At 74.3% G+C, this 20,080-nt stretch carries 18 protein-coding genes; 12 read left to right on the top strand and 6 right to left on the bottom strand.

The genetic code is table 11. The features are described from left to right. The 4 genes from ACWDBE_RS37010 to ACWDBE_RS36995 form a co-directional block, all read left to right on the top strand. The coding region (locus ACWDBE_RS37010; RefSeq protein WP_132919430.1) for an acyl-CoA dehydrogenase family protein at nucleotides 1–93 on the top strand (93 nt) is incomplete at its 5' end. Nucleotides 94–253: 160 nt separating this feature from the next. Further along, nucleotides 254–1,120 (top strand): oxidoreductase, encoded by an 867-nt coding sequence (locus tag ACWDBE_RS37005; RefSeq protein ID WP_449810165.1) that lies wholly within the window; start codon nucleotides 254–256, stop codon nucleotides 1,118–1,120. An 80-nt stretch (nucleotides 1,121–1,200) separates the two neighbouring features. Then, complete coding sequence (locus ACWDBE_RS37000) at nucleotides 1,201–1,689, top strand: GNAT family N-acetyltransferase (protein WP_449792927.1); 489 nt, start codon at nucleotides 1,201–1,203, stop codon at nucleotides 1,687–1,689. A 207-nt stretch (nucleotides 1,690–1,896) separates the two neighbouring features. After that, the gene (locus ACWDBE_RS36995; protein WP_449810164.1) at nucleotides 1,897–2,550 is read left to right on the top strand and encodes a class I SAM-dependent DNA methyltransferase; all 654 of its coding nucleotides are present in this window, start codon (nucleotides 1,897–1,899) and stop codon (nucleotides 2,548–2,550) included. A gap of 6 nt (nucleotides 2,551–2,556) precedes the next feature. Here ACWDBE_RS36995 and ACWDBE_RS36990 read toward each other — a convergent pair whose 3' ends face one another. Beyond that, entirely contained in the window at nucleotides 2,557–2,961 is a 405-nt protein-coding gene (locus tag ACWDBE_RS36990) for a MerR family transcriptional regulator (protein WP_449810167.1), read from the bottom strand. A 190-nt stretch (nucleotides 2,962–3,151) separates the two neighbouring features. Between ACWDBE_RS36990 and ACWDBE_RS36985 the strand changes: the two genes are divergently transcribed. Both ACWDBE_RS36985 and ACWDBE_RS36980 read left to right on the top strand, forming a co-directional pair. Beyond that, nucleotides 3,152–3,655, top strand: a complete 504-nt coding sequence (locus ACWDBE_RS36985; RefSeq protein WP_449792929.1) for a peptidylprolyl isomerase — start codon at nucleotides 3,152–3,154, stop codon at nucleotides 3,653–3,655. A 281-nt stretch (nucleotides 3,656–3,936) separates the two neighbouring features. Further along, complete coding sequence (locus ACWDBE_RS36980; RefSeq protein ID WP_449810163.1) at nucleotides 3,937–4,512, top strand: hypothetical protein; 576 nt, start codon at nucleotides 3,937–3,939, stop codon at nucleotides 4,510–4,512. Nucleotides 4,513–4,542: 30 nt separating this feature from the next. On the opposite strand, the gene ACWDBE_RS36975 is transcribed toward ACWDBE_RS36980, so the two are convergent. After that, nucleotides 4,543–5,028, bottom strand: coding sequence for a hypothetical protein (locus tag ACWDBE_RS36975; protein WP_449810162.1), 486 nt, complete (start codon nucleotides 5,026–5,028; stop codon nucleotides 4,543–4,545). Between the two features lie 38 nt (nucleotides 5,029–5,066). Continuing rightward, a complete protein-coding gene (locus ACWDBE_RS36970; RefSeq protein WP_449810161.1) occupies nucleotides 5,067–6,035 on the bottom strand; it encodes an LCP family protein in 969 nt (322 codons plus the stop codon). A gap of 816 nt (nucleotides 6,036–6,851) precedes the next feature. On the opposite strand from ACWDBE_RS36970, the gene ssuE reads away from it, so the two are divergent. From ssuE to ACWDBE_RS36945, 5 genes are all read left to right on the top strand, one after another. Next, the gene (ssuE, locus tag ACWDBE_RS36965) at nucleotides 6,852–7,406 is read left to right on the top strand and encodes an NADPH-dependent FMN reductase (protein ID WP_449792933.1); all 555 of its coding nucleotides are present in this window, start codon (nucleotides 6,852–6,854) and stop codon (nucleotides 7,404–7,406) included. Nucleotides 7,407–7,728: 322 nt separating this feature from the next. Next, nucleotides 7,729–8,517: an ABC transporter ATP-binding protein gene (locus ACWDBE_RS36960; protein ID WP_449792934.1), complete on the top strand. Its 789-nt coding sequence runs from the start codon at nucleotides 7,729–7,731 to the stop codon at nucleotides 8,515–8,517. 16 nt (nucleotides 8,518–8,533) lie between these two features. Next, entirely contained in the window at nucleotides 8,534–11,107 is a 2,574-nt protein-coding gene (locus ACWDBE_RS36955; RefSeq protein ID WP_449810166.1) for an ABC transporter permease, read from the top strand. A gap of 262 nt (nucleotides 11,108–11,369) precedes the next feature. Continuing rightward, nucleotides 11,370–13,361 (top strand): hypothetical protein, encoded by a 1,992-nt coding sequence (locus ACWDBE_RS36950; RefSeq protein ID WP_449810160.1) that lies wholly within the window; start codon nucleotides 11,370–11,372, stop codon nucleotides 13,359–13,361. A gap of 161 nt (nucleotides 13,362–13,522) precedes the next feature. Then, a complete protein-coding gene (locus tag ACWDBE_RS36945; RefSeq protein WP_449792937.1) occupies nucleotides 13,523–14,563 on the top strand; it encodes a glycosyltransferase family 2 protein in 1,041 nt (346 codons plus the stop codon). A 199-nt stretch (nucleotides 14,564–14,762) separates the two neighbouring features. Here the strand turns inward: ACWDBE_RS36945 and ACWDBE_RS36940 are convergent, their stop codons facing one another. The 3 genes from ACWDBE_RS36940 to ACWDBE_RS36930 all read right to left on the bottom strand — a co-directional run bounded on the left by ACWDBE_RS36940 (nucleotide 14,763) and on the right by ACWDBE_RS36930 (nucleotide 18,721). Beyond that, nucleotides 14,763–16,391 (bottom strand): LCP family protein, encoded by a 1,629-nt coding sequence (locus ACWDBE_RS36940; protein WP_449810159.1) that lies wholly within the window; start codon nucleotides 16,389–16,391, stop codon nucleotides 14,763–14,765. Between the two features lie 203 nt (nucleotides 16,392–16,594). After that, entirely contained in the window at nucleotides 16,595–17,893 is a 1,299-nt protein-coding gene (locus ACWDBE_RS36935; RefSeq protein ID WP_449810158.1) for an LCP family glycopolymer transferase, read from the bottom strand. Nucleotides 17,894–17,929: 36 nt separating this feature from the next. Then, entirely contained in the window at nucleotides 17,930–18,721 is a 792-nt protein-coding gene (locus tag ACWDBE_RS36930) for a TIGR03089 family protein (protein ID WP_449810157.1), read from the bottom strand. 104 nt (nucleotides 18,722–18,825) lie between these two features. Here ACWDBE_RS36930 and ACWDBE_RS36925 point away from each other — a divergent pair, with 104 nt between their 5' ends. Further along, nucleotides 18,826–19,974: a peptidoglycan recognition protein family protein gene (locus tag ACWDBE_RS36925; protein ID WP_449792941.1), complete on the top strand. Its 1,149-nt coding sequence runs from the start codon at nucleotides 18,826–18,828 to the stop codon at nucleotides 19,972–19,974. Nucleotides 19,975–20,080: the final 106 nt, after the last annotated feature.

Genomic DNA, 20,080 nt, shown 5'->3' with positions numbered 1-20,080 from the left:
GTGGAGCGGATGATGCGGGACGCGAAGATCACGCAGATCTACGAGGGGACCAACCAGGTCCAGCGGATCGTGATGGCCCGCAACCTCCCGTAACCGTGCCCTGACCTGCTCCGACGGCCCCCGACCGCCCGTCCGCGGTCGGGGGCCGTATGTCGTCCGGCATCGAACCGTCCTGGACGCGGCGCCCGTGCCGGTGTCATAAATGATCGTCAATTCATGTGCCGTAAGCGACGATTGCGAGTGATAGACGATCATGGGCAGCACTCCCGAGCAGGACACCGCCGGCAAGGTCTGGCTGGTCACCGGCGCCAACTCCGGCTTCGGCCGGGCGATCGCGAAGGTCGCGCTGGCGGCCGGCGACACCGTCGTGGCGGCCGTCCGGCGCCCCGAGACGCTGGAGGTGGCGGCCACCCGGCACCCCGGCAAGCTGTTCCCGGTCCGGCTGGACGTCACCGACCAGGAGCGGATCCCGGTCGTCGTCGAGGAGACCGTCCGGCGGCACGGCCGGATCGACGTCCTGGTGAACAACGCCGGGCGTGGGCTGATCGGCGCCGTCGAGGAGTCCACCGACCGCGAGCTGCGGGACCTGATGGAGCTGCACTTCTTCGGCCCGGCCGCCCTCACCCGGGCCGTGCTGCCGCACCTGCGGGCCCAGGGCTCGGGCGCGGTGGTGCAGATGAGCAGCATGGGCGGCCGCTTCAGCTTCCCCGGTGTGGGCGCCTACTCGGCCACCAAGTTCGCCCTGGAGGGGCTGTCCGAGGCGCTGGCCAAGGAGGTGGCCGGCTTCGGGGTCAAGGTGCTGATCGTCGAGCCCGGCGCGTTCCGCACCGGCTTCGCGGGCGGCGACGCGCTCGCCCACTCCACCCCGATCGAGGCGTACGACCCGATCGTCGGCCCGGTCCGCAGCGGGCTGCCGGACTCCGACGGCAAGCAGGCCGGGGATCCGGTGAAGGCCGCCGAGGCGATCCTGGCCGCGCTGGCCGCCGAGCGGACCCCGCTGCGGCTCGCGCTCGGCGGCGACGCGGTGGACGGCGTCCTCGGCGCCCTCGACGAGGCGCGGCGGGAGACCGAGGCCTGGGCGGAGGTCGGCCGAGGCACCGACTTCCCGGCCGGGCAGTAGCCCCAGGCGGTAGCCCCGCCCGGCGGGGCGCCCGGAAAACCGCGCGACGGCGGGCGGCCGTGATCCCTAGGCTGCCCGCCATGCCGATCACGCCGCCCGCGCTCAGCCTGGCTCCCATCACCCCCGAGAACATCGACGCCGCCCTCGCGCTGCGGGTCCGCCCCGGCCAGGAGGGCCTGGTGGCGCCGGTGGTGAAGTCGCTGGCGGAGGCGTACGCGTACGGGGAGACGGCCTGGCCCCGGCTGATCCTGGACGGCGGGCGGCCGGTCGGCTTCGTGATGGCCTTCTTCGACATCACCTTCCACCCCGACCGCCCCGGCGACCTCCCCCGCTCCGGCCTGTGGCGGCTGCTGGTCGACGCCGAGCGGCAGCGCGGCGGCTACGGCCGTTTCGCCGTCGAGCAGGTCTGCGCGGAGATCCGCCGCCGCGGTGGCACCCGGGCGACGGTCACCTACCACCCCGGCCCGGACGGCCCGGCGGAGTTCTACGCCCGCCTCGGCTTCCGGCCGACCGGGGAGACCAGCGGCGACCAGGCCGTCGCCGAGCGGGACCTCCCGCCGCTCGGCTGAGCGGCGCCGCCGCGTGGAGGTCGTGGGCGCGCGCCTCGCAGCCGTGCCCGCGCGGTTCGTCCACCACGGCCCCGTACGGCGGGTGGTCGGGGCTGCACGGCCGCGGGTGCGCCGGGTGGGCCCCGATCCCGCTCGACTTCCGTGCCCCTCCGGCCGGTTGGCGGGGCCGGTTCCACGGGCGGTGGCCGCCCGGTAGGGTCCCGCGGCATGACCGAACCGGACTTCCTGACCGAGACCAGGGCGTTCTACGACGCCGTCGCCACCGAGTACACCGACCTCTTCCGGGACGCGCTGGACCGCATGCCGATGGACCGGGCGATGCTGGCGCTCTTCGCGGACCTGGTGCGCGCCGAGCGGCCGGACGGCAAGGCGGCCGAACTCGGCTGCGGCCCGGGCCGGATGACCGGCCCGCTGCACCGGCTCGGCGTGGACGTGCACGGGATCGACCTCTCGCCGCGGATGGTCGAGCTGGCCCGCGAGACCCACCCGGAGGTGCCGTTCAGCGTCGGCTCGATGTTCGACCTCCCCTTCGGGGACGGGGAGTTGACCGGGGTGGTGGCCTGGTACTCGATCATCCACACCCCGGCGGAGCGGCTGCCCGAGGTGTTCGCCGAGTTCGCCCGGGTGCTCGCCCCCGGCGGCCACCTGATGCTCGCCTTCCAGGTCGGCGACCGGCCCTCGCGCCAGGAGCGCCCCTTCGGCCACCCGGTGTCGCTGGACTTCCGGCGGCTGCGGCCGGAGCGCGTCGAGGAACTGGCCCGGGAGGCCGGCCTGCAGGTCACCTCGCGCACGGTCCGCGAGCCGGAGGGGGACGAGCCGACCCCGCAGGCGTACGTGCTGGCCCGCAAGCCGAAGGGCTGAGGGCTCCTACGCGGCCTCGGAGGGGGCCGCCGGCTGCCCGGCGGCGGTCGGCGGCCTCCCGGCGGCGGTCGCGATCACCTCGTCCAGCACCTCGCGGGAGCGCAGCAGGTCGTTGATCGTCCGGTCGATCCGCTCGCGCTGCGCGGTGAGCTCCTCGACCAGCAGCGGGGTGGCGATCTCGTTCGGGCCGCCGTCGGAGTCCCGCATGCAGGGGAGGAGCTTGTGGATGGTCCGGCTGTGCAGTCCGGCCGCGAACAGTTCCTGGATGTGCACCACCCGGTCGACGGCGGCCTCCGGGTACTCCCGGTGCCCGCCCTCGGTGCGGCGGGCGGCCAGCAGGCCCTGCTGCTCGTAGTACCGCAGCGAGCGCTCGCTCACACCCGTCCGCCGGGCCAGTTCGCCGATCCGCATGCCGTCCACCCCGCCGTCCCGGTCGTCGTGCCGTGCCAAGTCCTGGATCCGGCAATGATGTTAGCCTCCGCGGCTCCGGCCGGTGGGGCGCGGGAGCCGGGCCGCGCGACCGGGTGGCCAGGCCGTGCCCGGCTCCGCCCGGTCGGGGGGCGCCGCGCGCCGGGCAGGTGATCGTGCCATCATCGCCTGCATGTCTTCCAACGTTTTCTTCGACATCACGATCAACGACGAGCCGGCCGGCCGGATCGTCTTCAAGCTGTTCGACGAGGTCGTCCCCAAGACCGCCCGGAACTTCCGCGAGCTGGCCACCGGCCAGAACGGCTTCGGCTACGAGGGCTCCGGCTTCCACCGCGTGATCCCGGCCTTCATGCTCCAGGGCGGTGACTTCACCAACCACAACGGCACCGGCGGCAAGAGCATCTACGGCGAGAAGTTCGCGGACGAGAACTTCCAGCTCAAGCACGACCGCCCGGGCCTGCTGTCGATGGCCAACGCCGGCCGCAACACCAACGGCTCGCAGTTCTTCATCACCACCATCGTCACCGACTGGCTGGACGGCAAGCACGTCGTCTTCGGCGAGGTCGTCGAGGGCATGGACCTGGTCAAGAAGATCGAGGGCCTCGGCTCGCAGAGCGGCCGCACCTCGGCCAAGATCACCATCGCCAAGTCCGGCGTGGTCGGCGACGTCAAGTAACGACCGCCGCCACCTGGCACGCACCGCCCCGGAGCGGGACGTCGGAGAGTTCCGGCGCCCCGCTCCGGGGCGGTTTCGTGTCCGGCCGCGCACCCGCCCGCGCCCCGGCCTCGTGCCCCCGGCGTGGCCGGTCGCGGTGCGGTGGGCAGGGTAGCCCGGAGCGCCGCTCTCCGGGCCGGAACCGGGCAATCGGGTGGCCGTCCTTGGCCGGGGCCCTACGCTCGAATCGGACGCGGCTCCATCCGCGGCCGAACTCGACTCAGCGGCAAGGTGGTTGACCGATGATGGAGCAGGGCGCCGACGACGGCGAGGTGACCTACGAGCAGGTGACGGTGGTCTCCCTGGTCGGCTGCGAGCCGGTCGGCCCGGCGCGGTTCGCCGTCCGGGTCGTCCGCGAGGGCATGACCGTCAAGCGGGTGGCGGGCTACTGGGTGCGCTGGGACGAGCGGTGGGGCCCGGAGGAGGTCCGCCACCATTCCCGCTGGGTCGCGGACGAGGAGTACGTGCACCCGGACACCGGCAGCCTGGAAGGCACCCTCGCGGTCATGGTCGCCGCGTACTGGACGGACCCGGCGGGCGCCCTCCCGCGCCGCCCGGGCACCGAGACCGTGGTGACCTTCCGGCCGGGCGAGACCGAGCACGAACTGGTGCTGGAGCAGCCGGCCCCGACCGCCCGGGTGACCGCCCCGCTCCGCCCGGCCGCGCTGTCGGTGCAGCTGACCCACGCGAGGTGGCTGAGCGGTGACGGGCAGCCGATCCACTACGGCTTCGCGGGCGCGACCGAGGCGGCCGGCGGCGAGGGGGAGTGGCTGGTCCGCTTCCCGGAGTGCGGCACCGGCCTGCTGCCGTTCGTCTGATCGGGTCCGCTCGGGAGGGCGCCGGCCCGCTCAGGAGGGGCTCGGGGCGGGCTGGGCCGGCACCGGCGCCGGCCCCCAGTCGCCCGCCCGCATCCCCACCTTCCGGGCCGGTGCGCCGGCCCAGATCTCCCCGGGCCCGGTCGAGCGGGTGAGCACCGCGTTGGCCCCGACGACGGTGCCCGCGCCGACGGTCAGCACGCCCTGTTTGCACACCACCTTGGCGCCCGCGCACAGCACCGCCCCGTCCTCGACCACCACCCGCCGCATCGCGCTCTTCTCCTGCGGCACCCACGGGTCGGCCCGGCCGATGGTCACGCCGTTGTAGAGCGTCACGCCGGCGCCGAGGGTGGTGTACGGGTGCAGCACGGTGCCGAAGCCGCGGTGGTAGACGAGCAGCCCGGGCCCGATCTCGCAGGCGGCGGGCACCTCCATCCCGTAGAGCGCGAGCCCCTCCTGGACCAGGCGGCCCAGGAGGCGGTGGCGACGGTGGCGGATCAGTGCGGTGACGAGTGACATCCACCCATTGTGGCGGCTCGGTCACACGAGGTGGCCGACTACTTGAACTCAGGCACCGTGGTGTCGTTCTTGAAGGCGTCGAAGAGCTGCTTGGACTTGTTGGTGTCCCACAGGACGGCGGACTCGCCGGTCTTGGTCCGGAAGTCCGGGTTGCCGATCGGCACGGTCAGCGACCTGCCGTCGCCGCCGTTGACGTCCTTCATGGCGAGGAAGAGCGAGCCGAGGTCGGTCAGCCCGCAGTCCTCGTCGACGATCAGGGTGCCGAGCGCCGAGTCGACCAGCGGGTAGAAGGTGAACGGGTTCATCAGGTTGCCGGGCGAGGCCGCCTGGTGGGCCAGGGCACCGAGGAACTTCTGCTGGTTGCGCATCCGGCCGAGGTCCTGGTCGGCCATCTGGTGGCGCTGGCGGACGAAGGCCAGGGCCTGCTTGCCGCTGAGGGTCTGGTCGCCCGCCTTCAGGTCGAGGCCGGAGTCCTTGTCCTTGACGTCCTGGTCGATGTGCATCTCGACGCCGCCGATCGAGTCGACGATGCCGACGAAGCCGCCGAAGCCGATCTCGGCGTAGTGGTCGATCCGCAGGCCGGTGGTCTGCTCGACGGTCTGGACCAGCAGTCGGCCGCCGCCGTTGCCGAAGGCCGAGTTGATCTTCGCGGTGGTGCCCTTGACCGGCTTGCCGTTGCTGCCGGGGTGCTCGGGGATCGGCACCCAGGAGTCGCGCGGGATGCTCATCAGGGTGTTCCCGTTGTCCCCGATGTGCAGGATCATCATCGAGTCGCTGCGCTTGCCCTCGGTGTCGTGGCCGGTGTGCAGGTCGTCCTGCTCGGCGTCGGTGAGGCCCTGGCGGCTGTCGGAGCCGACGATCAGCCAGTTGGTGCCCTTGCCCGCGGCCGGGCGGCCGGGGTAGTCGGCGAGCACGTTCTCGTGGTTGAGCTTGGAGTCCGCCCAGAACCAGGTGGAGACGGCGGTCACCATGACGGCGATCAGCAGGCCGAAGACCGACCACTTCACGATCCGCCGCCGCGGCCAGCGCCGGGCCTGGGCACCGGACGGGCGGCTGCCGCCGGGCCCGCCAGGACCGCCGGGACGACCGGCCCCGCCCGGACCGCCCGGACCGGGGCGACCCGGACCACCGGAACCACCGGGACCGCCGTGGCCTCCGGGCTCGCCCGGACGGCCACCGGGGGCGCCGGCCCCCTGCGGAGGGACCCCGCCGAGTCGGGACGGCCCGGGCTGCCCCGGCTGTCGCGGCGCGGCCGCCCCGGGCCCGCGCGGGTTCAGCGAGGGCGGCAGCGGCCGTTCGCCCGCGCCGCGTCCGCCGTTGCCGCCGTACGGGTTCCCGCCGCCCCCCGGGCGGCCCTCCTGCCACGTGTTCATGCCGACGAGGATGCCCGACCCCGGTCGGGCTGACTCCCCCCGGGGGGTCCGCCAGGTCTCTTGTAGCAGTTTTGATGCACGTACCGGATCGTTCCGCTGTAACGTCCGGACACCCGGCGTTCCGGCTGCTGAAACGTTTCTTGACCGGCTCGAACACGGCGTGTTTGCATTCCTGGCATGGATCAGCGTTGGGCACTCACGCGTCGGCGGCACGTCGACCTGCGGCGCGGTGTGGCCTGTTCGCTCTGTCGCGGCTGACGCGCGCCCCGCCGTAACGATCCGCGCGCCCGCGTTCCCCGCACGTCCGCGTTTCCCGCACGTCCGCCGACGTAGCGGCCCCGGTGCCGCCCCGGCACCGCTTCTCCCGGTCCCGGCCCCGCCGCAGCGCGGTCCCCACCGCACCACGCCCTGCCGCCCCGCGCCGCCCCGCTTCCAGCCAGAGGTGAACCCATGGCCGTCGTCCTGTCCGTTTCCGGCTCCCCGTCCGCCACCTCCCGCACCACCCGCCTGCTGCGCCACGTCGACGCGCAGCTGGCGGAGCGCGGCCACCGGGTCGTCCCCTTCGAGGCCCGCAGCCTGCCCGCGCACGCGCTGCTGTCGGGCGACTTCGACCACCCCGACATCGTCGCCGTCACCGAGCTGTTCGCCCGCGCCGACGGCGTCGTCATCGGCACCCCCGTCTACAAGGCCGCCTACTCGGGCCTGCTGAAGGCCCTGCTGGACGTGCTCCCGCAGTACGCGCTGGCCGGCAAGGCCGTCCTGCCGCTCGCCACCGGGGGCTCGCCCGCGCACGTCCTCGCGGTGGACTACGCGCTGCGCCCGGTGCTCAGCTCGATGGGCGCCGACCACATCACCCAGGGCTGGTTCGTGCTCGACCGCCACATCACCGCCCGGGAGGACGGCACGACCCTGGTGGAGCGCGAGACCGAGGCGCTGCTGGCCCCGGTCGTGGCGGGCTTCGCCGCGGCCCTGGAGCGGCTGGCCGCACCCGCGCTGGCGGGCTGACGCCCCGTCGCCGCGGCCCGTACGGGGCGTCCCCGAGACGGGCCGCGGCGACCCCTAGGGGGATGCGCTCCGGGGCCCGTAGAACCTTGGTTGGGAGGGGTCATTCCGGCGGATGACGAGCCGTCCGGCGCCGACTCCTAACGTGGTTCTCGCATCCCCGCCCGTCAGGAAGCGGTCCGGCCATGCCGGGTCCGGTGGCCGGCTCCACCGGGAGGGTGGTGCCAACTCCCGGTCGAGGACTACTGCCTGCGCCATGTCGCGCGGCGGGCGGGCCCGCGAGGCTGGGGGCCAACGGGTGAGCGCATCTTCTGAGGAGACTCCAGTGACGACGGCACCAGCAGCCGTGTACGACCCCCAGCTTCCCGGCGGAGCGTCCGCCGTCGCCGCGTCGGCCCGTCAGGTCACCAAGGCGTACGGCTCGGGCGAGACCAGGGTGACCGCGCTCGACGCGGTCGACGTCGACATCCAGCGCGGCCGGTTCACCGCGATCATGGGCCCCTCGGGCTCCGGCAAGTCCACCCTGATGCACTGCCTGGCGGGCCTGGACACGGTCAGCGCGGGACGGATCTGGATCGGCGACACCGAGATCACCGGCCTCAAGGACAAGCAGCTCACCAGGCTCCGGCGCGACAAGATCGGCTTCATCTTCCAGGCGTTCAACCTGCTCCCGACCCTGAACGCGCTGGAGAACATCACGCTCCCGATGGACATCGCCGGGCGCAGACCCGACCGGGCCTGGCTGGACCAGGTGGTGGAGACGGTCGGCCTGTCCGGCCGGCTCAAGCACCGCCCGACCCAGCTCTCCGGCGGCCAGCAGCAGCGCGTCGCGGTGGCCCGGGCGCTGGCCGCCCGCCCCGAGATCATCTTCGGCGACGAGCCCACCGGGAACCTGGACTCCCGCTCCGGCGCCGAGGTGCTGACCTTCCTGCGCCGCTCGGTGGACGAGCTGGGCCAGACCATCGTGATGGTCACCCACGACCCGGTCGCCGCCGGCTACGCGGACCGCGTGCTCTTCCTCGCCGACGGCGTGATCGTGGACGAGATGTACGCGCCCACCGCCGACTCCGTCCTCGAGCGCATGCGCCGTTTCGACGGCAAGCGCACCAGCTGAGCGGCGGGGCGACACCATCATGCTGCTCAAGACCTCACTGCGGAGCTTCTTCGCCCACAAGGGCAGGATGGCGCTCTCGCTCATCGCCGTCGTGCTGTCGGTGGCCTTCGTCTCCGGCACCCTGGTCTTCTCCAACACGGCCACCGGCACCTTCGACAAGCTCTTCGCCGCGACCGCCTCCGACATCTCGGTCCAGCCGCCCAAGCCCTCCGACGACGAGATGCAGCAGGCCGCCGTCAAGCCGCCGACCGTCCCGGTCGCGCTGGAACAGCAGGTCGCCGGGCTGCCCGGGGTGAAGCGCGCGGTCGGCCAGGTCCTGGTCGAGAACGCCGTCCTGATCAACCCGGCCACCAACAAGCTGGTCGGCCCGACCACCGGCGCGCCCACCCTGCTCGGCAACTGGATCGACACCCCGAGCAACCCGGTGAAGATCACCTCGGGCCGCACCCCGGGCGGCCCGACCGAGCTGGTGCTGGACGCGGACACCGCGAAGAAGGCCAAGCTCGGCCTCGGCGCCACCCTCAGGGTCGAGAACCCGCTCGGCCGGCAGGACTTCACCATCGTCGGCATCGCCACCTTCACCACCACCAACCCGGGCGCGGCGCTCGGTTTCCTGGACACCCCGACCGCCCAGCGCACGCTGCTCGGTGAGCAGGCCTTCACCACCGTCGAGGCGTACGGTGACGGCAGCCGCGGCGACGACCGGCTCAAGGCGGACGCGCTGGCCGGGCTCGGCACCGGCTACCAGGTGAAGACGGCGGCCGAGCAGAAGGCCGACCGCAGCGAGCAGGTCGGCAAGGGCCTCGGCTTCATGAAGTACGCGATGCTCGGCTTCGCCTTCGTCTCGGCGATCGTCGGCGCCTTCCTGATCGTCAACACCTTCTCGATGCTGGTCGCCCAGCGCACCCGGGAGATCGGCCTGCTGCGCGCCATCGGCGGCAGCCGGCGGCAGGTCAACCGCTCGGTGCTGGTCGAGGCGCTGATCCTGGGCGTGCTCGGCTCGACCCTCGGGGTCGCGGCCGGCCTGGGCGTGGCGGTCGGCCTGATCAAGCTGATGACCGCGATCGGCATGGACCTCGAGGCGGCCGACCTGCAGATCGGGCCGGACGTGTTCGTCGCGGGGTACGCGCTGGGCATCGTGGTCACCCTGGCCGCGGCCTGGCTCCCGGCCCGCCGGGCGAGCCGGATTTCGCCGATGGCCGCGCTGCGCGACCACGGCACCCCGGCCGAGTCCCGGGGCAACCTGGTCCGCACCGTCCTCGGCCTGCTGCTGACGGCGGGCGGCGGCGCGGTGCTGGTGCTCGGCGCGGGGGCGGAGAAGGCCGCCACCGGCGGCCGGTACCTGGGCCTCGGCGTGGTGCTCACCCTGGTCGGCTTCGTGGTGCTCGGCCCGCTGCTGGCCTCGGCCGTCGTCCGGGTGCTCGGCGCGCTGCTGCCGGCGCTGTTCGGCCCGTCCGGCAGGCTCGCCCAGCGCAACGCGATGCGCAACCCGCGCCGCACCGGCGCCACCGCCGCCGCGCTGATGATCGGCCTGGCGCTGGTGATCGCCTCCGCGGTGTTCAGCTCCTCGGCCGTCACCTCGACCAGCGCGCAGATCGACAAGTCGGTGGGCGCGGACTACATCGTCTCCGGCGGCCGCACCGCGGTCACCCCCGAGATGATGGACGCGGTCAAGCGGACCCAGGGCATCGACCACATCACCATCCAGCGGTTCTTCTTCTCCGCGAAGGTCCGGCTGTCGGACGGGCAGCAGGCGAAGACCCAGCTGACCGCGGTGCCGCCCGCCTTCTTCGGCACCGACTTCCGGCCGACCGTCGACTCCGGCGCGGTGGACTCGCTCCAGCGCGGCTCGCTGGCGATCGGCGCCGCCTTCGCCAAGGACCACGGACTGAAGGTCGGCGACCAGGTCACCGTCGACTACGGCCAGGGCCGCACCCAGGCGCTGCCGGTCGGCGCGGTCCTCGGCAAGGGCGAACTGTTCGGCGACGGCTCCTTCGTGGCCATGGACACCATGGAGAAGGCCGTCCCGGCCGCCGAACAGCCGCCGGTGTGGACCTTCTTCGCCAAGGCCTCCTCCGGCGCCGACGTCGAGAAGACGCTCGCCGCGCTGGAGGACGGGCTCAAGGAGTACCCGCAGCTGACCATCAAGGACCGGGCCGGCTACAAGGAGCTCGCCCAGTCCCAGATCAACACCCTGCTGTACCTGATCTACGGGCTGGTCGCGCTGTCCATCACGGTCGCGGTGCTCGGCGTGGTCAACACCCTGGCGCTGTCGGTGGTCGAGCGGACCCGCGAGATCGGCCTGCTGCGGGCGATCGGGCTCTCCCGCCGCCAGCTGCGCCGGATGATCCGGCTGGAGTCCGTGGTGATCGCGGTGTTCGGCGCGGTCCTCGGCACCGGGCTGGGCCTCGCCTGGGGCGTCACCGCCCAGCGGGTGCTGCGGGACCAGGGCCTCGGGACGCTCTCCGTCCCGACCGTCACGGTGGCGATCACGCTGGTCGCCTCGGTGCTGATCGGCCTGTTCGCCGCTCTCGTCCCGGCCTTCCGGGCCGGACGGATGAACGTCCTCGCGGCCATCGCGACGGACTGACCCGGACCCGGCGCCGGCGGGCGCCGGGTCCGGAGCACGGGGGAAACGGGGCGGTCCCACGGGGGAACGGGGGACGGGGACGCCCACGGGGGAAACCGGGGGAAACGGGGGAGCCCACGGGGGAAACGGGGGCACGGGGGACCGGGGCCGGGTGCGCGACAGCACCCGGCCCCGGTGCCGTTCCCCGCCCCCCTTTCTCGCCCCCGCAAGGCGGTTCCGCCCGAGCGGCGTCCGCTCTCCGGAGTGCTGAGATGATCGTCCGATGTTCCCCTCGGACGCCCCGTCCCTCCCCAACGCCGCGCCCCTCACCGGCGCGGCCGCCGCCCGCTGGCGAGCCGCCCGGACCGCCTGGCGGCTGGACGGCCGCCGGCTCGCGCTGGTGCCGCTCGGGTTCGTGATCCTGGCGAGCGTGGTGGAACCGGACGTGGGCCGGTGCAACGCCCAGAACATCTGCCGGGACACCTGGGGCTCGGGGCTGGCCGCCTGGTCGGCGCTGGCCGAGATCGTCCTGCTGGCCACCAGGGCCAGGATCCGGGTGCTCGTCCCGCCGGTCGTCCTGGCCCTGCTCTGGTACCTCCCGGAGGGTCTGGTCACCCCGCTCGCCCGCTGGTCGGCGGTGCTGGTCCACGTGCTGCTCGCCGCCGTCCTGCTCGGCGCCGAGGCCGGCCGCCGCCGCGCCCGCCAGCAGCTGGACGAGCTGATGGCCCCGCCCGTCCCCTACCCCTGGGCGGCCGCCGGCGCGCCCTCGCCCGTCCAACCGGACGGCCCACCCGTGCTGCGCCGCGCCCTCGGCGTCCTGCTGCTGGTGGTCGCGGCGGCCTTCCCGGTGTACGGCCTCTGGGCGCAGGCCCGGGAGACCGCCGCCGCCGACCTGGCCACCCGGGTGACCGGCACCGTGGACGGGGACGGCCGGGACGGCGTGCTCACCGTCCGCTTCCAGCCGCCCGGCGGCGGCCCCGAGCGCACCGCCGACCTGGACGTCTGGTGGCAGCACCGCCCCCGCTCCGGCGACCCCGTCCCGCTGCTGGTGAACGACGAGTCGGTGCGCGCCCTCGGCGACGACTACGAGGTCTCCGGCCAGCTGACCGCCGGCGGCCTGATCGCCCTGCCCGGCCTGGCGCTGCTCGGCTCGGCCGCCGCGGCGAGCGCCCGCCGGAGCAGGCCCGCCTTCGTCGGCGCCGCCCCCGCGCTCGCCGTACGGGTGCGCGCCGACGCCCGCGGCGACCTGCTGGTGCTGCCCCTGGACGGCCCGCCGGACGGCCCCGGGCTCTGGCGGCTGGTCGAACGCGACCGCTACCGCTGGGCCCGCGCCGCCGCCCCGGACGGCGAGTCCCCGGCCTGGGTGCCCGAGCACCGGGGGACCGAGGACGAGGAGGCCGACTACCCCGACCCGGTCCTCGACCACGACGAGGACGAGGAGGAGTACGAGGAGCTGTTCGACCGGGCGACCCCGGCCGAGGCCGCCGAGTGGCTGGCCCGCGCCGGGCGCAGCGTGCCCGCCGTGCTCTACGTCGGCCCCGACGGCCCCGACCACCAGCTCCTCGTCCGCCCCGGCCTGCTGGACGGCGACCCGCACTGGGTGGCGGCCGTGGTCGCCCCCGCCGCCCGGGCCCCGCGCCTCGGCCGGCGCTCCGGGCGCTACCGCGAGCGCGAGCTCGCCGTCGCCGCGCTGACCGCCGAGACCGTCGCCGCCGCCCCCGAACCCGGTCCGGACACCGAGCCACTCGCCGCCCGCCGGTGGGAGATGCCGCTGCCGCTGCGGGCGGCGGCCGGGCCGCTGGCGGCGCTGCTGGTCGCCGCCGCCGTCGTGCTGCTCGACGAGGACGGCTGGTGGGAGGGGCTGCTGCGCCCGCTGTGGATCGGCTCGCTGGTGATCCTCGCCTGCGCCCAAGCGCTCTCCTGGCAGCTGGTGGCCGACCGCGACGGTCTGCGGGTGGCCACCGCGCTGCGCACCCGCGGCTACCGGTGGGCGGAGATCACCGCGGCGGCGGTGCACCGGGACCTGCTCACCATCCGGGTGCGCGGCGGCCGGGAGTTCTCCTTCTTCAACCGCCCGACGGTCTGGCTGGCCGCGCTCTTCGGCGGCCGGTACGACCCCGCGGCGCTGGCCAGGACCGTCGCCACCGCCGCCCACCGCCCCGACCTGCGCCCGGTGCAGGCCCTGCCGGACCGCCTCGGCGGCCCCCAGCACCTGGTCAACCGGCTCGCGCTGACCGGTTACGCGGTGTTCACCGTCGCCCACTACGCACTCTGAACCCGCCCCGGACCGACACCGGATCCACACCGCTTCCGGCCCGCCTCCGAGGGGGAGTACGGTGTTCTTGATCACAGCGCCGGTGTCGCGCCGCGAGGCGTCCCGGAAGGCCCTGACCGGGACAAGACGGGGACGTGTCCGCACCGGTACGGTTGGCCCCGATGAACACCAAGGCTGCTGAGGAGCTGCCGGCTGTTTCCGTGATCATGCCGGTGCTCAACGAGGAACGTCACCTGCGCACGGCGGTCCGCCGCATCCTGGACCAGGAGTACCCCGGCCCGATGGAGGTGGTGATCGCCCTGGGGCCCTCCACCGACCGCACCGCGGAGATCGCGGCCGAGCTGGTGGCGGAGGACCCGCGGGTGCGGACGGTGGCGAACCCCACCGGCCGGACGCCGGCCGGGCTGAACGCCGCGATCCGGGGCTCCCGGCACCCGATAGTCGTGCGCGTGGACGGTCACGGCCTGCTCACGCCGGGCTACATCACCACGGCGGTCCGGCTGCTCGGCGAGATGGACGCGGCCAACGTCGGCGGCATCATGCACGCCGAGGGCGAGACCGAGTGGGAGCACGCGGTCGCCGCCGCGATGACCTCCAAGATCGGCGTCGGGAACGCGGCCTTCCACACCGGCGGCCTGGCCGGCCCGGCGGACACCGTCTACCTCGGGGTGTTCCGGCGCAAGGTGCTGGAGAAGCTCGGCGGCTACAACGAGGAGTTCATCCGCGCCCAGGACTGGGAGCTGAACTACCGGATCCGCCAGGACGGCGGGCTGGTCTGGTTCACCCCGCAGCTCAAGGTGACGTACCGGCCCCGCCCCTCGGTGCGGGCGCTGGCCAAGCAGTACAAGGACTACGGCCGCTGGCGCCGGGTGGTCACCCGCTACCACCGCGGCTCGGTCAACATGCGCTACCTCGCCCCTCCGGCCGCGCTGGCCGCGGTCGTCCTCGGGGTGGTGCTCGGCGCGGCCGTCCACCCGGCCTTCCTCGCGGTGCCCGGCGCCTACCTGCTGGGCATCCTCGGCGGCGCGGCGGTCGAGGGCCGCGGCCTGTCGTTCAAGGCCAAGGCGCTGCTGCCGGTGGCCCTCGCGACCATGCACCTCAGCTGGGGCTTCGGCTTCCTGACCTCGCCGCGCTCGCTGGCCCGCAGAGTGATCGCCAGCGTCGGCCCGTCCGCCAAGGACGTGCTCTCGAAGGCCGGCTGACCCGCACACCGCCGAGCCGCACACCCGCTGATTCGTTTCGTCACCCGCTCGTGACCGGCGTCGGCCCCGCTGCCGCCGGTGCGCAGGGCGGCAGTCGACGGCGGGTCGGCCGGGGCCGGGACCGAGCCGGGCGCGGCCGGCGTGTCCCCGGACCGCGGAGCGGCAGCGGGAGCAGCACGGACCCCCCGTACTCCGGCGGCTACTTGGCGCAGACGTCGGTGTCGTCCGCCTGCACCCGCTGGAGGTCCTCGGGCGCCTCGGTGGGCACCGCCGCCGGGCCGGTCGGGGCGGCCAGCACGTCCTTGCCGAGCACCAGCAGCAGCCCGCCCTTCGGGTCCGCCTTCTCGGCCGGCCGGACGGCGTCGCCGGGCAGGCCGAGGGCCGCGGCCAGGGCCTGGGCCTCGGCCTCCCGGCCGGACGGGTAGGACACCGTCGTGGTGTCGGCGGGCGGTGCGTCGCTGCCCACCGCGGCCTTGTCGTAGCCCTTCGCCCGGAGCTTCTCCACGGTCGGCCCGGACTGCCCGCGCGTGCCGCTACCGTTGCGCACCGTCAGCTGGACGAGCTTGGCGGGCAGGGCCGGGGCGGCGGCCGGCGTGGTGGCCGGCGCGGTGGCGGCCGGGGCCTGCGGCGCGGGCGACGCGGCGTCGGTGGCCGGGGCCTCGGGGGCGGGCGGCGCGGCGGCCCCGGTCAGCGAGCGGTCGCCCGCGATCATCGCGAACAGCTGCCCGGCGTCCGGCTGCTTGAGGATCACCCGGTCGCTGTCCTTGGGGTCGTCCAGGACGGGCGCGGTGGTGAAGGTGATGTTCTTGGTGTCCACCTTGCTGATGTCCAGCGCGAGGTCCTTGAGCTTGTCCACGCTGCCGATGCCTGAGTCCACGGTGAGCGCCTTGGTGGCGGCGTCCGCGAGCTTGTAGAGCTTGCTCGGGCTGGTCAGGGTGTCGTCGCTCTTGATCTTGCGGATCATCGAGCTGATGAACTGCTGCTGGAGCGGGATCCGGGTGAGGTCGCCGCCCTGGCCGACCGCGTGCCGGGTGCGGACGAAGGCCAGCGCCTCGTCGCCCTGGACCACGTGCCGGCCCTTGGTCATCTTGAGGTGGGAGCCGGAGTCGTTGATGTCCTTGGCCGCGCAGACCTCGACCCCGCCGACGGCGGTGGAGAGGGTCTTCACCGCCTCGAAGTTGACCTGCACGAAGTGGTCGACCCGGACGCCGGTGATCTTCTCGACGGTCTTCCAGGTGCAGCCCGCGTCGCGCCCCTCCTGGCCGAGGCTGTTGTTGAACTCGGTCCGGGTCGAGCCCGGGATCTTCTTCCCCTGGGCGTTCTGGCACTCCGGGATCGGCACCATCAGGTCGCGCGGGAGGCTGACCACCGTCGCGTTGGAGCGGTCCTTGGCGATGTGGAACAGCAGCGTGGTGTCGGCGTGCCCGGTGCTGCCCTCGTCGCCGTACTCCCGGCCGAGGCCTTCCCGGCTGTCCGTGCCGATCACCAGGACGTTCAGCGCGTCCCCGGCCGCCGCCGGGCGCTCGGACTCGTCGCCCAGCTGGACCTTGACCGAGGTCAGGTTGTCGTTGAAGTGCCGGTACAGGTAGTACGCCCCGCCGCAGCCCGCCACCATCACCAGGGCGCCCGCCCCGGCCGTCCACTTGAGCGCCCGTCGGCGCCGGCTGCGCCTGGCGAGCGCCGCCGCCCGCCGCCGGCTGTCCCGGCGGCCCTCCGTGGTCGGTGCGGTCGGTGCGGTCGGTGCCTCGGCGGCCCGGAGGCGCTGCCGGGGGACGCCGGGGGGCGGCTCCACCCGGTACCGTCCGGCTTCCGGTTGCTCCTCGTGCACGGGGTTCCCTACCTTCGACCGGTCACGGCTACGGACCGCCCGCGCGGACGGGCCGATCCGGACACACTAGACGAGCCGAACGGAGGAGTCGTTCCCGGTGTGATCTCCGCCACGTTCCGGCAGTGCGGAGCCAAATACCGCTCGCGGCCGAGCAATTGCGGAAGCATCCCGATCGGCGGGCGCGCCGGTCCCGGGTGCCGGGCTCAGTGCGGGGCGCAGGCGTCCACGTCGGCGGTGCGTCCCTCGAAGGTGGGAGCGGCGCTCGCCGAGGGTGACGTGTCCGCCAGCGCCGCCGCGCCGGCCGTCGGGTTCGTCCCGGTGCCCGCTCCCTGCCCCGGCGCCGGGGTGGGGCCCGTCCCCGCGGCCGGGCCCGGCGAGGACACGGACGCGGGCGGCCGTACGGCGACCTGCCGGTCGTCCCGCAGCACCGCGAACAGCTGGCCGGTCTGCGGCTGCACGAACTCGTCCCGGTCCGAGTCGTAGTGGTACGGGCGTCGCGGCGCGGTCAGGAAGACCACGTTCGCCGAGGGGACACCGCGCAGGTCCTGGGTGAGGTCGTACAGCGCGCCGAGCGAGGACAGCCCGCCGTCCGCCCGGACGGAGGAGGTGGCGGCGTTCAGCACCGGCCACAGCTTCGCCGGGTTCAGCAGCACGCCCTGCGACTGCGCCTTGCGGATCAGCGAGGCCAGGAACTGCTGCTGGCGGCCCATGCGTTGGGTGTCGCTGCCGTCGCCCAGGCTCTCCCGGACCCGGACGTAGCCGAGCGCCTGCTCGCCGTGCAACACCTGCCGGCCGGCGGGCAGGTCGAGCCTGGCGTCCTTGTCGTGGATCGGCTGCGGCACGCACACCTCGACCCCGCCGATCGAGTCCACCATCGTCTTGAAGCCGCTGAAGTCGAGGATGACGTAGTGGTCGATCCGGATGCCGCTCAGCTGTTCGACCGCCCGGATCGAACAGGCCGGACCTCCCGTCTCGAAGGCCTGGTTGAACTGCATCAGCGCCGGTCGGCTGCTTGTGCCGTCCGGCTTCTCGCAGGCGGGCACGCTGACCATGACGTCGCGCGGGACGGAGACCGCCGTCGCGTGCTTCCGGTCGGCGGCCAGGTGCAGCAGGATCGTGGTGTCCGAGCGCTGGCTGCCGGCCTCGCCGCCGTACGAGCCGTTCGCGCCGGACCGGTCGTCGCTGCCGATCAGCAGGATGTTCTCGGCGCCCCGCGCCCCGGCGGTGCGACTCGGCCGCTCGGCCTCCAGCTTGGCGAGCAGCCGGTCGGTGGCCGAGTCGGTGCGGATGTTGCCGTCCAGCTTGCGGTAGGCGATCCAGATCAGCGCCCCGGTGGCGACCAGCAGGAACGCGACGGCGCCGGCGGTGATCATCAGCCACCGCCGGCGCTTGCGCGGGCGTTTCGTTCCGTCCGGAGGGGCGTCCGTCGACCGGCTCTCCTGCGCGGGGCCGTCCGTCGGGGGAGTGGCGGTCGGGGGGTGCTCGGTGTCGTCCTCGGCCATGGCAGCGATCCCTACCCGCCAGGCCCGGCCCGGGGGTTAGCCGAGGCGCAGTGTCACCCGTTCGGATTCGGTCCGCTTCTCCCACTGCCCGGCGTCCAGCCCCTGCGAGTTGCGGCACAGCACCACCGAGGCGCCGGCCGCCAGCGGCGCCAGCAGACCGGCCTCCAGACCGGCCCAGTCGTCGAAGGACAGGGTGGACAGGACCCGGTCACCGGGCTTCAGACCGAGCCGGACCGCGCCCTCCCTGGCCAGTGCCACGGTCTGCTCGCCCGTCAGCTTCAGCGGCAGTCCGTCCACGGCGGTCTCCAGGGCCGGCGCGTCCGGGGCGACGGGGGAGTACGGCGCGAAGCGGTCGCCCTGGCCGGGCACCTCGGCGGCGTAGTCGAGGAAGCCGTCCGGACGCTGCGGGAAGCGGCCGCCGAGCGGGCGCAGGGCGAGCGCGACCCGCTCGCCCTCGCACGCCTGGGCGACCTCCAGCCCGTCCGGGCCGCTGACCACCAGGTCGGCGGCGGCAGGGTCGCCGCCAGGCACCGCCGTCACCCCGACGGACCAGCAGGCCAGCAGCCACACGGCGCTCTGCCAGTGGGCGGGCAGCAGCAGCGCCGCCCGGTCGCCGGGACCGGCGTTCAGCTCGTCCTGGAGGAGGTTGGCGGTCTTGGCCACCCAGTTGTCGAAGGTGCGGGCGGACAGCTCCACCCGCTCGCCGGTGGCGTCGTCGTAGAAGGTGACCAGCGGGGCCGCGGGATCGACCGAAGGGGTGCCGCCGCGCAGGAATGCGTGCAGCAGCTCGACGGGGGTGCGGGCATCGGCAGCGAAAGGCGCAGTCATGGTGCGCCCCAGCCTACGGCCTTCGGGTGGGAGGCAGGGAGGGGCGGCCGAACGGGCGCGCAGCGGCGTGGCGGGCGGTCCGTTTTGCGGCGACGATCCGTTTCATGCGCCTTTCACTACCGGCCGCCCTGCTCGCCGGCTGCACCGCCGCCCTCCTCCTCCAACCCGCCGCCACCGCGGCCCCCTCGCCCTCCTCGCCCGCCCCGCAACGCCACGACTTCCCCGGCGGCGGCTCGACCACCACGCTCCCGCTGCCCGACGGGGCCGGACTCGCCCCGCGCGGCACCCCGCCGTTCGACCTCCTCGGCCTGGGCTGGGACGGCCCGGCCGACGCGCTCGCCGGCGCGGTGGCCCGGGTCCGCACCCGGGACGCGGCCACCGGCCGCTGGAGCGACTGGCACCGGCTGGAGGCCGACGCCGGGGACGGCCCCGACCACCCGGCGCACGGCGCCACCGCCCCGCTCTGGACCGGCCGCAGCGACGGCGTCGCGGTCGAACTGCGGCCCGGGCCCGCCGGAGTGCCGCCCGGGCTGCGGGTCGACCTGGTCGACCCGGGGCCAGGCGCCGCCTCCGCCGCCGTACGGACCCTGCCCGCGGAGCCGCCCGTGGGGTCCTCCGTCGGGCCGCCCAGCGTGCTCCTCACCGGCCAGGCCCCGCGCCCGGCGATCGTCACCCGGGCCGGCTGGGGCGCAGACGAGTCACTGCGCGGGAAGGACTTCGACTACACCGGCCCGGTCCGCGCGGTGTTCATCCACCACACCGCCACCGCCACCGCCTACGACTGCGCCGACGCGCCCCAAATGATCCGGGCGATCTACCAGTACCACGTGAAGACCAACGGCTGGCGGGACATCGGCTACAACTTCCTGGTCGACCGCTGCGGCACCGTCTACGAGGGCCGGGCCGGCGGCGTGGAGCAGCCCGTCCACGGCGCCCACACCCTCGGCTTCAACACCGACACCTCCGGCGTCGCCGCGATCGGCACCTATGTCGACGACCAGCCGCCCCAGCCCCTCCTCGACGGCCTCGCCGCCATCTCCGCCTGGAAGCTCGGCCTCACCGGCCGCGCCACCGACGGCCGCACCAAGCTCACCTCGGGCTCCAGCGCCAGCCGCTACCCCCTGGGCACCGTCGTCGAGTTCGACGCCATCTCCGGCCACCGCGACGGCGTCGCCACCGAGTGCCCCGGCGACGCCCTCTACGCCCGCCTGCCCGCCCTGCGCGCGGCCGGGGCCCGGCTCCAGGCCCCCTGACCCGCCGCTCTACCCGTCCCCCTCCGCTTCCCGCGTCCCGCCCGGGGCGCGGGAGCCTCGTGCCGCGCGGCGCCCGTCCGGCGCCCCCTCCGGGCCTGTCCGACCC

Source organism: Kitasatospora sp. NPDC001132, from assembly GCF_053598415.1.
Note: the sequence above shows the minus strand (reverse complement) of the source record. Positions and strands in the feature narration are given on the sequence as shown.

What these genes read in the sequence shown, in the direction of transcription:
- ACWDBE_RS37005 (WP_449810165.1), top strand. Translation starts at nt 254, where the DNA reads ATGGGCAGCACTCCCGAGCAGGACACCGCCGGCAAGGTCTGGCTGGTC.
- ACWDBE_RS37000 (WP_449792927.1), top strand. Translation starts at nt 1,201, where the DNA reads ATGCCGATCACGCCGCCCGCGCTCAGCCTGGCTCCCATCACCCCCGAG.
- ACWDBE_RS36995 (WP_449810164.1), top strand. Translation starts at nt 1,897, where the DNA reads ATGACCGAACCGGACTTCCTGACCGAGACCAGGGCGTTCTACGACGCC.
- ACWDBE_RS36990 (WP_449810167.1), bottom strand. Translation starts at nt 2,961, where the DNA reads ATGCGGATCGGCGAACTGGCCCGGCGGACGGGTGTGAGCGAGCGCTCG.
- ACWDBE_RS36985 (WP_449792929.1), top strand. Translation starts at nt 3,152, where the DNA reads ATGTCTTCCAACGTTTTCTTCGACATCACGATCAACGACGAGCCGGCC.
- ACWDBE_RS36980 (WP_449810163.1), top strand. Translation starts at nt 3,937, where the DNA reads ATGATGGAGCAGGGCGCCGACGACGGCGAGGTGACCTACGAGCAGGTG.
- ACWDBE_RS36975 (WP_449810162.1), bottom strand. Translation starts at nt 5,028, where the DNA reads ATGTCACTCGTCACCGCACTGATCCGCCACCGTCGCCACCGCCTCCTG.
- ssuE (WP_449792933.1), top strand. Translation starts at nt 6,852, where the DNA reads ATGGCCGTCGTCCTGTCCGTTTCCGGCTCCCCGTCCGCCACCTCCCGC.
- ACWDBE_RS36950 (WP_449810160.1), top strand. Translation starts at nt 11,370, where the DNA reads ATGTTCCCCTCGGACGCCCCGTCCCTCCCCAACGCCGCGCCCCTCACC.
- ACWDBE_RS36945 (WP_449792937.1), top strand. Translation starts at nt 13,523, where the DNA reads ATGAACACCAAGGCTGCTGAGGAGCTGCCGGCTGTTTCCGTGATCATG.
- ACWDBE_RS36935 (WP_449810158.1), bottom strand. Translation starts at nt 17,893, where the DNA reads ATGGCCGAGGACGACACCGAGCACCCCCCGACCGCCACTCCCCCGACG.
- ACWDBE_RS36930 (WP_449810157.1), bottom strand. Translation starts at nt 18,721, where the DNA reads ATGACTGCGCCTTTCGCTGCCGATGCCCGCACCCCCGTCGAGCTGCTG.
- ACWDBE_RS36925 (WP_449792941.1), top strand. Translation starts at nt 18,826, where the DNA reads ATGCGCCTTTCACTACCGGCCGCCCTGCTCGCCGGCTGCACCGCCGCC.